We start from the raw sequence: 14,717 nt of genomic DNA on the forward strand, positions 1-14,717 counted from the left end.
CCCACCGTGATTAGCTGCCGTTCGCTTTCCCGGCACGCACGAGAAGCGGCTTGCCTTTCTCGACGATATAAGTTGCCAGTTCGACGCCGGGGATTGTCTCAAGATTCCGCGCCGTATGGACCGCACCAGCGGAGATGAAATAGGCATCTCCAGTTTTGAGAGTTACGGGCTCTTGCCCTTGTATCTGAAACTGAAGCGCGCCTTCTGGCACATAGCTCAACTCCTCACCTGGGTGACTGTGCCAAGGCGCCACCGCGCCCGGCGCAAAGTCCACCCGCGTTTGAATCGCTTCACGACCTTCTATCGACAGATCATGCCGTAGAAGATCGGTCCGCTTCAGGCCCGCAGGTGGCGATTGGGCCAGCGCTACCGTGCCCGCGCAGACAACTACGGCCACGACGATTCCAACGATACGTTTCATAGTGCCTCCGGCGTCAACGATCGTTTTCGCGATCGCCGATAGGTGTGTTGCACGCCAGTCACTATGACCACAACTAGGCGCTTCCGACCGCTCCCTGGTTTCCTGAAAATAAATGGTGATTGAGAAGGCCGGGGTGTTTTAGATTGGGATCAGCCAATGAGAACGCCAGGGGCTTCCCAAAACTCGGCCTGCGCGCGGATATAAGTAGGGCAATGCCTGGTGGTCAGCGGTCCGTCCGGTTCGGTTCGAAGGCTATGGCGGACGTCAGCAAAACCTACCCGAGGTCTCTATTGCGCCTTCCCATTCCAACGGGGATCAGCGGGGTCGTAATCCACCAGATCAAAATCCTTTGCGCCCATTGCGTTGGCAGCATTGGTGGCCGAGTTAATTTTCCAACCGCCTGCCTGCTTGCACATCACCATCGTCAAATAACCGGACTCCTCGCGAGTCTCGCCAATCATCCACAAACCGCTCCACGGACTATAAACTATAGCCGTATTCGGACTGAGGAATTTAACACGCGGCTGTTTATACGCTATTCGTGTTTTTTCGACGTTCATAAATGTAAAGAATTTGGCGTTGGCATCTGTGATGTCGCGGCGTCCATCGATCTTCAATCCCGGCATCGAAATGAATGTGCCGTCTTCCGTAAACAGCTTGCCATAGCCAACGGCATCTCGTTTTCCGAACATCTCGTATTGCTGACTTACCACTCGGATGATGGCCGCCTTGTCACCTGCGGTTTGAGCGACTGCCGGCGAAGCCGATAGTGCTGCCGCGCATACGCATGGGACTATCCCCCAACGATCACCCAACATGGCCACTCCTAGTCCAGGCTCCCAAAGCAAATGCACATTGGGCCATGTCTGCCCAGATTGCCAGCGGCCGCAGCGACAGGTCTGAGCATGTCTTCATGTGTCAAAACGTCGCATCCTGGGCGCTAGCGGACTGGGTGCTTTCTCGAAATGGATCGAGTTTCGAGAACAGATTAGCTTTCTCGGGACATGATGTAAAACGGGAGGCACGGACGGAGCGGCGCAAGCACAAGGCTTGCCTAGTCCTTGCCGGCCAGCTCTTCAGTCAATCGACGCATCGTCTCGACAGTGCGTTCGTGATGGAGCGGCTTGGGTATGAAAATGGCCTGCTCGGGAATATCAGCCGGTGCTGGAGCGTGACCCGCGGTCGTCAGGATAATCGCGATCGGCGGCCATCGCTTGCGGACCGCCGCGGCGAACTTCATGCCGTTCATGGCGCCCGGCATGTCGATGTCGGTTAGCACCAGTCGCACATCCGAACGCGATTCGAGAAGAGCGATGGCGTGATCGGCATCATGAGCCTCGAGAACTTGGAAGCCGGCCTCTTCGGCCATGTCGATCATGTCCATGCGCTGAAGCGGCTCGTCCTCGACGACAAGGACAATCGCAACCTTACCCGCTTTCATCGATACGCCTGAATTCACGTCTGCTCTACCTGCGCGAGCAGAGCCCGGAAAGACGCCGCAAAACCCGTTTGTCCATAGCGCACGTCCGAGCCACCTGTTCCAATTAGGCCAAGTCGAATCAGACGTGATCCGAAGCCTTTACGGGTTGGTGGGGAAGCTGGCGGCCCACCTCGCTCCGTCCAATCAAGTGCGAGCTGGACCGCGTCGGCTTCTCCCGCGAGGCCCCAGGCGATGTCGACAGTACCGCCCTCAACCGACAGGGCGCCATATTTAAGTGCGTTGGTGGCGAGTTCGTGCGTAAGCAGCGAGGTTGACAATGCGGCGCGGGCTCCCATCTCGACCTTCGGACCGGACAGGACGCATCGATCGCGGATGCCCGCGACATCGAGCACGTTAGCCAGCATGTCTCCAAGCGTCGCGCCCTTCCAACGATCAGCCGTGAGCGCGTCATGCGCCATTCCGAGCGCTTGAAGACGGTGGCCGAAAGCCTCTAGACCCTTAGGCGAAGCATCGCCCCGCAACGTCTGATTTGAGATCGCCTGCGCCATCGCCAGCGCGTTCTTTAAACGGTGAGCGATCTCCCCGTTAACCACATCCTGGCGTTCCTCGTCGCGCTTGCGCGCGATGGCAATCTCCAACCTGTCAGCAGCATTGCGAAGGAAGGAAAGCTCCCCCGCGTTCCAGGAGTGCGGCGTATCACGGTGAACTATTAGGACCGCAGTCGTCCGTCCATGCTCTCGAACCGGCACGTTAATCACCGCACGGGCCTGAAGTTCGGCCCAGCTGGATGCCTCATTGGCGGTACGATCGTCCGTCAGCACGTCGTTCACGACGAAGATTTCACCGCGGATGAGGTAGGGGCGCATCTGCCCGTAATCATCAAAACGATAGTCGCCTTCGATGGAAGGCATGTTTGGCAATGCCCAACCGGATGCGACCCGTATCCGTTGGCGGTTATGGTCCATCTCGCCAAAGGTGGCCCGCGACGCTTCCACGGCCTCGCCGACAATGCATGAGGCTTCCGCGATCACGTCCGTGATTTCACCGGCGTTCCGAAGTACATCGCCAAGCGCCAGCAGCGCGTCTCGCCGACGTACCTCTTCTACGCGCGCGGTGACCTCGTGAAAAATGACGGTGAAGTCGTCGTTGCCGATCCACTGCGCCGCACCGTCATACCATCGGTTGAATACGCCAACCTGACGGGTGAAATGGACAGGCTTGTGCGTATCGACGACCGCGGCCAGTTCCATGACCCACTCGTTCTCGATTCCAGGAATCAGCTCCCGAATGGTCTTCCCCCGCGCGTCGTCGGGATCAATCCCGACGAGTTCGCCCCAAGCATTATTGACCTCTTCGTAGCGCCAGTCGAAGATTTGTCCGTCCTCGTCTCGAAGCACACGAGCGTAGATGAATCCTTGTTCCATGTTCCGGTACAGGTCTCGCCAGCGGCGATCGGTAACCCTCTCCGCAGCCTCTGAGGCGTCACGCTCGCTCAGGGCCCGCCGTAGTTCAGCCGCGTCCTTCCGCATCTCAAGAAGGGCCACAACCTGCCGGGCCAGACGCTCAAGCGCTTGTTGTTCATCAGCGGTAAGACCATCGGGACGCGGGATGGTGTCGATGATGCAAAGCGCGCCGATAACGCCAAAGCGGGTCGCCAGCGGAGCGCCGGCATAGAAGCGTATGCGCGGACCTCCGGTGACGAGCGTATTATCACGGGTTCGGGGATCGGCAGTGAGATCGGTGATGACCACGGTTTTTGCCGCCTCCACCACGTGACGACAGACAGACTGATCCAAGCTGGTCTGCTCAGGGTCGAAGCCCACGCGCGCCTTGAACCATTGCCGGTCAGTGTCGAGCAAGGACACCAGGGATGTCGGCGCCCGGCAAATCTGGGCGGCCAGCGCCACGATGTCTTCGAAACCCTGTTCGGGTCCGGTATCCAGCACATCATATTTCTGAAGCGCTTCCAACGCGTCCATGGCCCTCTCCACTACTGAACCGGACGTTCGAGCAGGACACCCTTCGCTGAACACGACCATAAGCGCAATCTTATGCGCCGTTTACGCGGGGAGGAGCAAAGGCGACCAAGCCCGCGATTGACGGCAATGACGATCTCGTGAGCACCGGACCTCTGTCGCACCCCCGAAAGGGAACTAGGCACGGGAAGGTCGCTCATTACGGCCATGCGCGGGCCCTGACTCGGTACGGTTTTCCCAAAATCCGTTTCCAATTTAAAATGCTTAAAATTTCGCTCCAGATACGGAGTTATGAGAAGGAGTAGCCATCGGAGGGCGGCCCCGGCCGAAGCCACTCTAGGCGTTCAACAAACGGACGAGGCTGTTGAAAAACGGCTGTTTGCGACGGTGACGAGGGCGTGATTCACTCCTGCAAGGCGGTAGGGGGATCACGGACATGATGGGTCGGCAGGTGGCACAGGGCGCGCTGTTCTACGGCTTCCGGCTCGATGAGCATGTGCCGGTTGACCATCTGCTCCGACGCATCGACGGCGTGCCGGATTTCGGCTTCGTGCGCGAGGCGCTGGCGTCAAGCTACAGCGCGAATGGGCGACCCTCGATCGACCCGGAGCTGATGCTCAGAATGCTGCTGGTTGGCTATCTGTTCGGCATCCGCTCGGAACGCCGCCTGTGCGAGGAGGTGCACCTCAACCTCGCCTATCGATGGTTCTGCCGGCTCGATCTGGCCGACCGAGTGCCCGACCATTCCACCTTCTCCAAGAACCGGCACGGCCGCTTCCGCGCCTGCGACCTACATCGTCTGCTATTCGAGCAGGTAGTCGCGCGGTGCGCCGCGGCCGGGCTGGTAACGGGGCGCGACTTGGCGGTGGACGGCAGCACGATCATGGCCGACGCCAGCCGCGAGAAGAAGCTGAAGGGGGCCGACGCTGCAGACGAGCTTCGTGCCGGGGAAAGCATATCGCGACCCGTCGCCGAATATCTGGCGGCGCTCGATGCCGCGCTGCCGCCGGACCCCGACGAACCAGCGCCCGTCGATCCGACCAGCATCTCGCCGACCGACCCGCAGGCGGCGCTCACCTGCAAGCACGGACCGGCGCGCTACGCATACGCCATTAACCCCCTGCTCGACCTCGACACCGACTGCATCCTCGACGTGGAGGCGACGCCCGCCCGCTTCGCAGCCGAGGTGGCGGCGACCCGGACGCTGGTGTCACGCGCCGGCACCAGGCTGGGCATCGAACCCGCCAGTCTCTCGGCCGATAAGGCGTATGGTAGCGGTCGGCTGCTCGGCTGGCTGATCGACCGGAACATCACGCCATACATCCCGGTCATAGACCGGACCCGCCAGCGGGACGCCTTCTTCACCCGGGATGCCTTCCGCTACGACCGGGAAGCGGATGCCTACCGCTGTCCGGCGGACAAGCTGCTCGGCTATTGCGGCACCAACCGGACCAAGCTGGTGCGTGTCTACCGAAGCCGGCCGGCCGATTGCACTGCCTGCGAGCTGAAGCCGAAATGCACCATCGGTCCGAAGCGGGGTGTCACCCGGCTCGTCAGCGAGGAAGCCCGCGATACCGTGCGCGCCCTTGCTGGCACCGACGCCTATGTGCACGCACGGCGTCGAAGACAGCGGATCGAGCGCGTGTTCGGCCACCTGAAGCGCACCCTGGGGCTACGAACGCTCAAGCTGCGGGGCCTGTTAGGAGCAGCCGAGGAGTTCACCATGGCCGCCGCGGCATACAATCTTCAGCTGCTCGCCCGGCAGGCTGCGCCGGCCTGATACGCGGCGTATCCTCCCGTGGCCGGCGTCACCAGCCATCCGCCACGCCGATTTCGCGCAGGCCTTTTTCAACGGTCTCGGACGTTTTCCGTACAGGTGCTTCCCGTTCCCTGCGATGCTGCAAAAACAAGCGCTCTCAGACAGTTAGACAAGGAGAGTGTTTAACAAACGGTGGGTGCCTGTGAACGGTCCAACGCAAGTGGTTGCTAGCTACGGGCAAAGCGGAAAACCGGTCCGATCGCACCTACCCTAAAGGAGTTCTCGAGGCGGCCACATCCGAGCGTTTGCCGTCTGGAGACCCACGCTGCGAGCGTCTGCTTCTATCCGATCTCGCCGTTCGGGCCTGACGACGTTAGTGACCGCTTTGTCCCGAGAAGATGGGGGCGTGTTGTTCGCCCCCACTGTCTCATCCGCTGACAAACGCCAGGAGGTCGCGGTTGATGATATCGGCATGTGTGGTCGGCATACCGTGGGGCAGGCCTGAATACGAGATAAGCGTGCCGTCCTTCACCAGTTTAACCGAACGCGCGCCGGTTGTCGGGAAGGGGCAGATCTGATCGTCCTCGCCGTGCATCACCAGCACCGGGCAACTGATCGCCGCAAGGTCGTCGTAGAATTCGGTCTCGGACAGCACGCGCACGCATTCCCACTGCGCGATCGCTGCGCCCATCATGCCTTGCCGCCACCAATTGTCGCGGATGCCCTGCGACACTTCTGCACCCTCACGATTGAAGCCATAGAAGGGAATGGTGATATCCTGGTAGAATTGTGCGCGGTGAAAGGCAGTGCCGTCGCGGATCGAGTCAACGACCGCTTTGGGCACGCCATCGGGGTTGCGGTCGGATTGCATGAAAGTCGGCGGGATCGCACTGATCAGCACGGCCTTGGCAACGCGGCCTTTCCCGTATTTCGCGACAAAGCGGGCGACCTCTCCGCCGCCGGTCGAATGACCGATATGCACAGTGCCTTTGAGCCCGAGCTTCTCCACGACTGCGAACGCATCAGCGGCATAGGTATCCATGTCGTGGCCGTCCGCGGTCTGGGTCGAGCGGCCGTGCCCGCGGCGATCATGCGCGAGCACGCGGAAGCCGTGTGCGAGAAAGAACATCATTTGGCTGTCCCAATCATCCGCGCTGAGTGGCCAACCATGGTGGAAGAACAGAGTGGGCCCGTTCGTCGGCCCCCAATCTTTGTAGAAGATCTCGGTGCCGTCAGCAGTTGTTACCATGGGCATGTCGGACTCCTTTAAGCCGTTGATCGGCGGGAGAAACGATAGCCGGGATGCGCGCGCGTGGGATTGAAGCTTGTTGCTCTGAATGGACGATCCTTGCTCCGTGTGATCAAATTTTTCGACGAGGGTGCCGGTGCCAGGCGTGCTCGCGCATATAGTCCGACGGCGTGCAGCCCTCGTGGTGCCGGAAGCGGCGGGCGAAATGGCTCTGGTCGGCAAAACCGACGGCGTACGCGATGTCCGCCAACGGCAGTTGCCCAACGCGGATCATTGCCTTGGCCCGATCGATCCGTGAGCGTTCGACGTAGAGCGCTGGGGTCATGCCGATGTATTTCCGGAAAAGCCGGCTGAAATGGAAACGGCTAAGCCCGGCCGCCGCTGCAAGGTCGCCTAGGGAGACGCGGGCGCTCGGCTGGTCTTCTATGTAGGCGATAGCCCGCCGCAGCGCCGCTGGCGGAACGCTCTTGAGCGGGTACTCGTCGCGCCAGGGCGTGCCGGCATATCCTCGCAAGAGATGCAGCATCAGCGCGGTAACGAGCGACTCGACCAGCACATCCTGGGCTGGGTGCGGCGCTCGGCCAATCTCCAAGCTGAAGATGGCCGCCATATTGGCGATGAAAGGGTCTCGGATGCGGAAGTTGTTCGAGATGTCCTGTCGCGGCGACCTATCGGAAGCACGTCGCCGGCAATTTCGAGGATGGTCGATGGGGGAATGCGTACCGTGATATGGGGCGGGATGTTTCCATCTCAAGTCGATGCCTCACCGGCCGGGATGATCGCCGCCTCACCCAAGCGGCCAGCGCTCTCGTAGATGCGGCCGCAGCGTTGCGCGCGCACATAGGGATGATCTGCCAAGTTTATAGCGAGCAGATGATGGTCGCGCGGGCCAACCGCCATGTCGGTGACGCTGTACGCCGACAATTGGTCGATCGCGACTCCATCCCAGGTCCGCCCCTTAAGATCAGCCCTCGGGGGCCCGGCGCTCAGATTGTGGCGAGCGTCTTCAATCGTCGCCAAGCGGGAAGCAGGATGTGGGGTCACAAGCCAGGTCTGCCGAACACGACACGCCCTTTCGATCCTTGCATTGTGACGGGCGTTTATATGCAAAACAAGAGCGGTCGCCAGATGAACAAACGTCCGCTTGCGGCGTCCAGCTACATTGGGCTGGACGTCCGATTCTGTGAAGGATATCGGATGCCGGCAGGCGTACGATATCCTCCAAAGCGGGAAGCCGCGGGCAGCACGCGGTGCCTATGGGTTTTTCGGTTTTCGCTCTGCCGCGCGGGGGTCGCATCGGCCTGTGGGAAGCGCATGGGCTGTTCGGAACGTGGGGCGCAGGGGCGACGTGGCGCGTAGCTGGTGACCAGTGTCGGGCCTTGAGATCGGCGCCGGCTCGGCTGGCGTTGTCGCCAACGCGAGCGGAATCGCCGCCGGAAGCACGGGACTTTCGAAGCGCGGTTGGGCCGAGCCATGCCGGGTCATGGCGCGGTGGTCCCGGTCGATGCGGTGGAGTGTGGCGGTGCGCGGGGCCGGCGCCATCGTTCGAAGACCTCGATGATGACCATGTGCCCGCCGCAGCACGGGCATGGCGGGCGGAGATCGATCGGTTCCTCTGGCGCAGCATCGGGCGGCGGTGCGACGCCAAGCAACTGGCGGGCATGTTCGAGATGGGCCTTGCGGGTGGCGCCGGCGAGCAGGCCGTAGTGGCGGATGCGGTGGAACCCGCGCGGCAGGACATGCAGCAGGAAGCGGCGCAGGAACTCGTCCGTCGCCAGCGTCATCACCTGCTGCCGATCGGCGCCGTCGCGGCGATAGTCTTTGTAGCGCAGGGTGACGCCGGCCTCGTCGAGCGCGATTAGCCGGCTGTTCGAGATCGCGACCCGGTGGGTGTAGCGCGACAGATAGGCGAGCACCGCCTGCGGCCCAGCGAACGGCGGTTTGGCGTAGACGACCCAGTTCTTCTTTCGGACCGGTGACAGGTGCCGCAGGAACGCACGCCGGTCGGCCAGGTGCGCGAGGGCGCCGAAGAACGCGAGCCGCCCCGCCGCGTGGAGCGCGATCAGCCGGGTCAGGAACAGGCGGCGGAACAGCTTGCCCAGCACCTTGACCGGCAGCAGGAACGCCGGCCGCGAGGATATCCAGCGCGATCCGTCGCGCGCGATGCCACCGCCCGGCACGATCATGTGGACATGCGGATGATGGGTCATCGCCGACCCCCATGTATGCAGCACCGCGGTGATACCGATGCGCGCGCCGAGATGCTTGGGGTCGGCAGCGATGGTCAGTATCGTCTCGGATGCCGCCTTGAACAGCAGATCGTAGACCAGGGCCTTGTTGTGGAACGCGATGTCGGCGACCTCGGCGGGCAGCGTAAACACGACATGGAAGTATCCGACCGGCAGCAGGTCGGCCTCGCGCTCTGCGAGCCAGGCGCGCGCGGCGGCACCCTGGCACCGCGGGCAATGCCGGTTGCGACAACTGTTATAGGCAACCCGCCAATGCCCGCAGTCGGTGCAGGCCTCGACGTGACCGCCCATGATGGCGGTGCGACAATGCTCGATCGCCGCCATGACCTTGAGCTGGTGCAGGCTCAGATGCCCGGCATGGGCGGCCCGGTACGCAGGGCCGGCAGCGCGGAAGATGTCGGCGACCTCGAGTGCGGCGCGCACCGGCTCAACCGGCGGGCGTCTTGCCTTCCATCAGCGCCATCAGCCGGTCGAGCGGACTGGTGACCGCGCGGATCGTGCGGGTGGCGACCTTGGTGTAGAGCGCGGTCGTCTCGAGCTTGCTGTGCCCGAGCAATACCTGGATCACGCGGATATCGACATCCTGCTCGAGCAGGTGCGTCGCAAAACTGTGGCGCAGCGTGTGCGGGCTGACTCGCTTGCGGATCCCGGCCGCCTCGGCCGCCTCGCAGACCGCGCGGTGAAGCTGCCGCGTCGAGATCGGATCGGTGTAGCTGCGCCCGGGAAACAGCCAGCCGTGCGGCAGCAGGACGCTGCGCCGCTTGCCCTCGCGCCACCACAGCCGCAGCAGCTCGAGCAGTTGCGGCGACAGCATGGCGTTGCGGTCCTTGCGCCCCTTGCCCTCCTCGATCCGGATCAGCATGCGCTTGCTGTCGATATCGTCGGCCTTGAGATGCGCCACCTCCGACACGCGCAGGCCGGCGCCATAGGCAACGCCCAGCGCCGCGCGGTATTTGATGCCCGGTGCCGCCTCGAGCAGCCTGGCCACCTCATCGACGCTCAGCACGTCGGGCAGCTTCCTGGGACGATGCGCGAGCACCAGCCGCCGCGACAGGTCGGGTCGCTCGAGCGTCACGTCGAACAGAAAGCGCAGTGCCGACACCGAGCCGTTGATCGTGGACTCGCCGACACCGTGTTCGCGCTGATGAAGCTGGAAGCGGCGCACGTCCTCCGCGGTCGCGGTATCGGGCGAGCGCCCGAGGAACGCTGCGAAGGCACGGACGTGGCGGACATAATCGTGCTGAGTCCGCGCGCGCATCGCACGCATCGCCATGTCGTCGAGCATGCGCTGACGCAGCGGGGTGACGGGTGGGTCGATCGGTTGAGTCGCCATGATGAGTTCCTCTCGTTCAAGGAACTCCATCGTCCGCCACTGCCTCCGCAGGGCCAAACCTCAGCGCAGACGCGCTACCTCACCGCCAACACCACTGCCGCGCAGCGGCTTCGTGCTTTGGGTCGAGCCGGACGGGAGGTCAGGTAGGCTTCTGCCGCTGATCAGTTGATAAGCGTCGATTAATTGCAGTGAATGATCGAGCGGAGTAGCGTCTATATCGGCTGTCGCTCTCGGAGGTCCATATGCTGATCAGTGCTGCCGTCCTTGGAGGTTTGCTTGCCGCGCAACCCAGTCGACTCGATTTTCAGTTGATGACCTCACCGGCCTATCAGAATTTTGCCGATAAAGCAGACGCGCTCTGTCCCACACGCAATTTGCGACACCTGCACCCCGCCGACCTCGACGGCATCGAGGAAGGTTTTATGCCGTCTATGACGCGACGTGAGCGACATCGGATCGCCACTCTTAATCGTGGAGACAAAGGTTGCACTGGCGCCGGGGCATCCTGTCCGGCCCAAAACACGTTGGCTGCAATCTCGCAGGCAGGGCTGCTCGACGCGTTTGTCAGTTTTGCCTGCGCATCTGCCATTTAGCGAAGTGAGTATCTAGGCGGCTACCCGGCACGGCAGGCCTTCATGGATCTGGTTGTCCACTGGCTCTGCTCTGACAGGCTTCGCCGTTTCGTGTATCGTTGACAAACCTCACATGGCTTTTGCCGTTCCCTCTCACAGGTGCCAACGTTCGATTTTCGTTAGCGCCCGGTGTGAACGTAGACACCGTTCAGCGTCACGCCGATCCCGCCGCAAGGGGAGTTGGCGTCGTCGCTCGCTCCGTCGTTGACGATCAGGTAAGCTCCGATGCCGCGCAGGTGCACCCGGCACTTCGCGTCACCGCGGTTGGTGAGTTCGGCACGGTCGTCGTGCACTATCAAATCGCCGTCCGCGCCACCGGTGCGCATGTTGTCGGAACGGCCGCCCTCAGCGCTGGCAGACAGGCTTGCGGACAAGCTCTTGCCCTTGCGCTCGATCGTGGCCTCGGCGTCGCCGACGGAGCGTGACCAATGCCCAGTCCAGTCGACAGCCGGTGGCGCGTTCGGCATCGGGGCCAGGGCAGCGGCGTCAACCCAGCCAATGGTCGAGCGCTTTCGCCCGATGAAGGCGACACAGGTCATGCCCGTTTCGGTCTGCGCCGCGAGCACGGCATCGCCCGCCACCAGATAGGCTTTGGAGCGGCACAGGCCCACCGACCGCGAGCAGGCCTCGGGGTCGTTGAACAGGGCCGCCTTGGGCGCGGTGACTCGGGCCGAACGCAGGTTCAGGGATTGCGGGAAGAGGGAAGGCTCGCAGCTGGCAGCGTGGGCGTTTCCGGCCACGAACAGGGCGGCTGCAGCGACTAAGACAAGCGCCTTCACGAGCTGGTCCCCCACTTTGCTTGAGCAGCGATCAACAGGTCCACCACCTCGTGCTTGGGCCGGTCCCACCGGCTCGGCAGGTAGAAATGCTTGCCGCGCGGATCCTTGGTGTATTCGCGAAAGCTGATTACCCAGGCGGTCTTGAACTGGTCGAGGGCAAAACTATCCACATCCCGCCAGCGCCAGAACCGTTTCCCTCCGAGATTCACATAGCTGAGACCCTCTGGGGCGATGGTCAGGCGAAAGCCCATCTTGCGGATTGCAATCCCAACGGCGAGCACCCAAAGGCCCACTAGCTCTACGATCCCGCCGATCAGGGCGATGTGGGTGACGCTCCAGACCACGATGCCCACGACCATGGCCATCAGGCCCGCCGCGATCATCATCAGCGGCATTCCTTTTGGGCCGATCAGTACGATCGGTGTCTGGGCGAGATCGAACATCCGGTCCTTTCGAACTTTGCTAACTTCAGGTGAGGTCGATCATGACCCGGTGCTCGGCCGCTTGCGCCGCATGAAGATACCAGCAACCGTAAGGACGGCGCCCAGACCGAGAACGAACATGGCCAAGCTGTTTGAGCCTACCTCGGTTTTGTTCGCGGCGCTTATCGCCTGCGCGGCGGAATTTGCGTCGGTCGCAGTCATGGTTGTGGCAAAGGCTTGCTCATCGCATTTCTTCAGCATGTCGGCGCCTTGGTCCTTCATGCGCTCCCGGCATTGCGATGCTTGAGCGGCGTCCGCCTTAGGAGGGCCCCCGGTAAGGCTCATCAGGCCGCCGGCAGCGAGCAGCACAAAGCCGAATACGAGCAAGATGATGGGATTCGTCTTCATGGCAGCCCTCCGTTTTTGGCAGTCTCCCTGTACGACTTATCGGGCACGGGATAAATCAGGTTAAGACAATTATGGCCAACTGTCTAAAAAGCGGAGGTCTGCGAAAAACGCAGAATTGGCAGTTGAGCATCGTCTCATGCGTAGCTTTTCTCGAAGTCTCAAACAGCCGCCATTCCTCTGTAAAGGAATGTTTGCGGGACTGGGTGCCGCATAGTGGCATGGACATGGACCGCTGACAGAGTGTGTGAAAATCAGCGGTAAATGGCACGTTGAAAAACAGATAGTCGATACGTTCTTCAACGACCTACGGATGGCTGCCTCGTTCGAGTGCCTCTGCATAACGCATGCTGCTCGGGTTCCATCGAAACAGTCGCTCGTCCCGCGTAACCCTGCTCCTGACCGTGAGGTCAGCGTGGCCAGCGGTCAGATGTTCGGCCAAGAGGATAACGTTTGCGCCCTCTTCGATCTCGTGGTCGCGGGTGCCGTCGCGGTGCCACTCGCCCGCCGTGAAGGTCAGCGCGATAGTCGGCACCGCAAGGACCTGCCGAAGCCGGCCGTCTACCAGCGCGTAAAGCAGGATAGCGCTGTGCCAGCCGAACCCGCCAGCGTAGCCATCGGACCACGACGCCCGTACCCCAAAGGCGGTTTCGCCGGGTGCAATGTGGTACGGTGCAAGGTCAAGCCGATCATAGGCGGATGGAAGGGGCGCGGGTCCGTCCTTTGGAGCCGGATCCTCAGCCGCCTCAGGGCTGCTCGGCAGTAGCGATCCGCCCCAGTCAACGGTCGCTTCGACCGCCACGGGTGGCGTTGCGAGCTTTGGTCGTCCCGCTTCATCCTTCTCGACGAGCGCGATATAGGCGTGCAGCGGCGTCGAGGGTCCACCACCCGAGCAACCGTCGACCTTGGTCTTGCTCGGGCCATTGCCTCCCGTACAAGCGAGCGCAATGAACCAACCGGGCCGCGCCGGCCAAGGCTTTAGCCCGACCATGCCGACCGGGCGTAGTTCGTCGGTCGGGACGATGAGTCGCGCTATTGCGGCTGCGGTTATTCCTGGTGGTAAGTTGGAGCCCAGATCGTCGGGAGAAGGTATGCCGCTCATTTGCTCCGCGAAGACTTCTCTCGCCTCCGGCGTCCGCGGTACCGCCGGGCTAGATGAGGAATGGTGCACAGCCCCAGTCTGCGCGACACTGGATTGTGACATGAATGCAAAGGTCGCAAGCCACAGGCTTGTCAACCGTGCAAGCTGCCGCGCGCGCCTAGCGCTCATCGCAACCCGATCGTTCGGACGAACTGAAGCCATAAGTCATCACCTTCCCAAAAGCTCAAGGACTGAAGTGTCCTACGACCGCTCAGTCTGTTGTGTCGGATCTCAGCGATGCGTCGGATGATCGAGACAGCACCCGGTCAATACGCGCACTACTCAACTGATCCTCCCCCCCCGGTAAGACACAGCGATGTCGACCGCCTCTTTGCCGATTCGAAGTACCAACTGGCTCACTCCCGTCCTATTTTCATTTCCAGCGGCGACGATCAAGATCGAGTTCCAGGTGGCCACGTGCAGGGATGACACCACACAACCACATACCGTCGAACCCGTTCAATTTAACTCGAAGCCATTCGGCATGCAGGGTGATGCTTCTTGAGCATGCTCTTACAGCCATCGGACTGCAAACGACCAGAGCTGCTCGTTTATGAAGTGGTGCTTGCCAACCGCGAACGGCGGCTTTTTCCGAGAGCCGCCGTTTGGCTTCTGCTGCGGGAATGGCGGCAAAGTCCCAAAGCACGGTGAAGAGGCCCCTCGCCGGAGGCGAGGAGCCATCGGGTCAGATTTCGGTGTTCTCGGCAAGGGCAAGCGCGTCTTCCACGTCGATGCCGAGATAGCGCACTGTGTTCTCAATCTTGCTATGACCAAGCAGGATCTGGACGGCACGAAGGTCGCCGGTCGCCCTGTATATGATCGAAGCCTTCGTTCGGCGAAGCGAGTGCGTGCCATACTCGCTTCGCATCAGACCGACGCCGGTCACCCATTCATCGACAAGCCGTGCATA

At 61.9% G+C, this 14,717-nt stretch carries 15 protein-coding genes; 2 read left to right on the forward strand and 13 right to left on the reverse strand.

The window, feature by feature from the left end; genetic code table 11:
• Positions 1 to 10 precede the first annotated feature (10 nt).
• The 4 genes from RH90_RS22765 to RH90_RS18750 form a co-directional block, all read right to left on the reverse strand.
• Positions 11 to 421, reverse strand: coding sequence for a cupin domain-containing protein (locus RH90_RS22765; protein WP_081477025.1), 411 nt, complete (start codon positions 419 to 421; stop codon positions 11 to 13).
• A gap of 287 nt (positions 422 to 708) precedes the next feature.
• Entirely contained in the window at positions 709 to 1,239 is a 531-nt protein-coding gene (locus RH90_RS18740) for a YybH family protein (protein ID WP_037493748.1), read from the reverse strand.
• 236 nt (positions 1,240 to 1,475) lie between these two features.
• Positions 1,476 to 1,862 (reverse strand): response regulator, encoded by a 387-nt coding sequence (locus RH90_RS18745; RefSeq protein WP_010188017.1) that lies wholly within the window; start codon positions 1,860 to 1,862, stop codon positions 1,476 to 1,478.
• A gap of 14 nt (positions 1,863 to 1,876) precedes the next feature.
• Positions 1,877 to 3,841 carry a GAF domain-containing protein gene (locus tag RH90_RS18750; protein ID WP_010188019.1) on the reverse strand — a complete coding sequence of 655 codons (1,965 nt, stop codon included), beginning with the start codon at positions 3,839 to 3,841 and terminating at the stop codon, positions 1,877 to 1,879.
• 433 nt (positions 3,842 to 4,274) lie between these two features.
• Here RH90_RS18750 and RH90_RS18755 point away from each other — a divergent pair, with 433 nt between their 5' ends.
• Positions 4,275 to 5,618, forward strand: a complete 1,344-nt coding sequence (locus RH90_RS18755) for an IS1182 family transposase (protein WP_010188020.1) — start codon at positions 4,275 to 4,277, stop codon at positions 5,616 to 5,618.
• Positions 5,619 to 6,024: 406 nt separating this feature from the next.
• Here the strand turns inward: RH90_RS18755 and RH90_RS18760 are convergent, their stop codons facing one another.
• From RH90_RS18760 to RH90_RS18780, 4 genes are all read right to left on the reverse strand, one after another.
• Entirely contained in the window at positions 6,025 to 6,852 is an 828-nt protein-coding gene (locus tag RH90_RS18760) for an alpha/beta fold hydrolase (RefSeq protein WP_010188021.1), read from the reverse strand.
• A gap of 106 nt (positions 6,853 to 6,958) precedes the next feature.
• Complete coding sequence (locus RH90_RS18765) at positions 6,959 to 7,456, reverse strand: helix-turn-helix domain-containing protein (protein WP_010188022.1); 498 nt, start codon at positions 7,454 to 7,456, stop codon at positions 6,959 to 6,961.
• A gap of 871 nt (positions 7,457 to 8,327) precedes the next feature.
• On the reverse strand, positions 8,328 to 9,518 hold the full coding sequence (locus RH90_RS18775) for an IS91 family transposase (RefSeq protein ID WP_010188023.1): 1,191 nt from the start codon (positions 9,516 to 9,518) through the stop codon (positions 8,328 to 8,330).
• A gap of 4 nt (positions 9,519 to 9,522) precedes the next feature.
• The gene (locus RH90_RS18780; protein ID WP_010188024.1) at positions 9,523 to 10,428 is read right to left on the reverse strand and encodes a tyrosine-type recombinase/integrase; all 906 of its coding nucleotides are present in this window, start codon (positions 10,426 to 10,428) and stop codon (positions 9,523 to 9,525) included.
• A 242-nt stretch (positions 10,429 to 10,670) separates the two neighbouring features.
• On the opposite strand from RH90_RS18780, the gene RH90_RS23590 reads away from it, so the two are divergent.
• Positions 10,671 to 11,021 carry a hypothetical protein gene (locus tag RH90_RS23590; protein ID WP_157134725.1) on the forward strand — a complete coding sequence of 117 codons (351 nt, stop codon included), beginning with the start codon at positions 10,671 to 10,673 and terminating at the stop codon, positions 11,019 to 11,021.
• Between the two features lie 158 nt (positions 11,022 to 11,179).
• Here the strand turns inward: RH90_RS23590 and RH90_RS18785 are convergent, their stop codons facing one another.
• The 5 genes from RH90_RS18785 to RH90_RS18805 form a co-directional block, all read right to left on the reverse strand.
• Positions 11,180 to 11,839 carry a hypothetical protein gene (locus tag RH90_RS18785; RefSeq protein WP_157134726.1) on the reverse strand — a complete coding sequence of 220 codons (660 nt, stop codon included), beginning with the start codon at positions 11,837 to 11,839 and terminating at the stop codon, positions 11,180 to 11,182.
• The gene (locus tag RH90_RS18790; RefSeq protein ID WP_010188026.1) at positions 11,836 to 12,282 is read right to left on the reverse strand and encodes a PH domain-containing protein; all 447 of its coding nucleotides are present in this window, start codon (positions 12,280 to 12,282) and stop codon (positions 11,836 to 11,838) included. The genes RH90_RS18785 and RH90_RS18790 overlap by 4 nt, the downstream gene beginning before the upstream one ends.
• Positions 12,283 to 12,321: 39 nt before the next feature.
• The gene (locus RH90_RS18795; RefSeq protein WP_010188028.1) at positions 12,322 to 12,669 is read right to left on the reverse strand and encodes a hypothetical protein; all 348 of its coding nucleotides are present in this window, start codon (positions 12,667 to 12,669) and stop codon (positions 12,322 to 12,324) included.
• Between the two features lie 304 nt (positions 12,670 to 12,973).
• Complete coding sequence (locus RH90_RS23595) at positions 12,974 to 13,768, reverse strand: hypothetical protein (protein ID WP_157134727.1); 795 nt, start codon at positions 13,766 to 13,768, stop codon at positions 12,974 to 12,976.
• Positions 13,769 to 14,492: 724 nt separating this feature from the next.
• Positions 14,493 to 14,717: tyrosine-type recombinase/integrase (locus RH90_RS18805; protein WP_010188032.1), on the reverse strand; the 225-nt coding region annotated here is incomplete at its 5' end.

Origin of the sequence: Sphingomonas sp. PAMC 26605 (assembly GCF_000241485.1) — a bacterium.
Taxonomy (GTDB): domain Bacteria; phylum Pseudomonadota; class Alphaproteobacteria; order Sphingomonadales; family Sphingomonadaceae; genus Sphingomonas.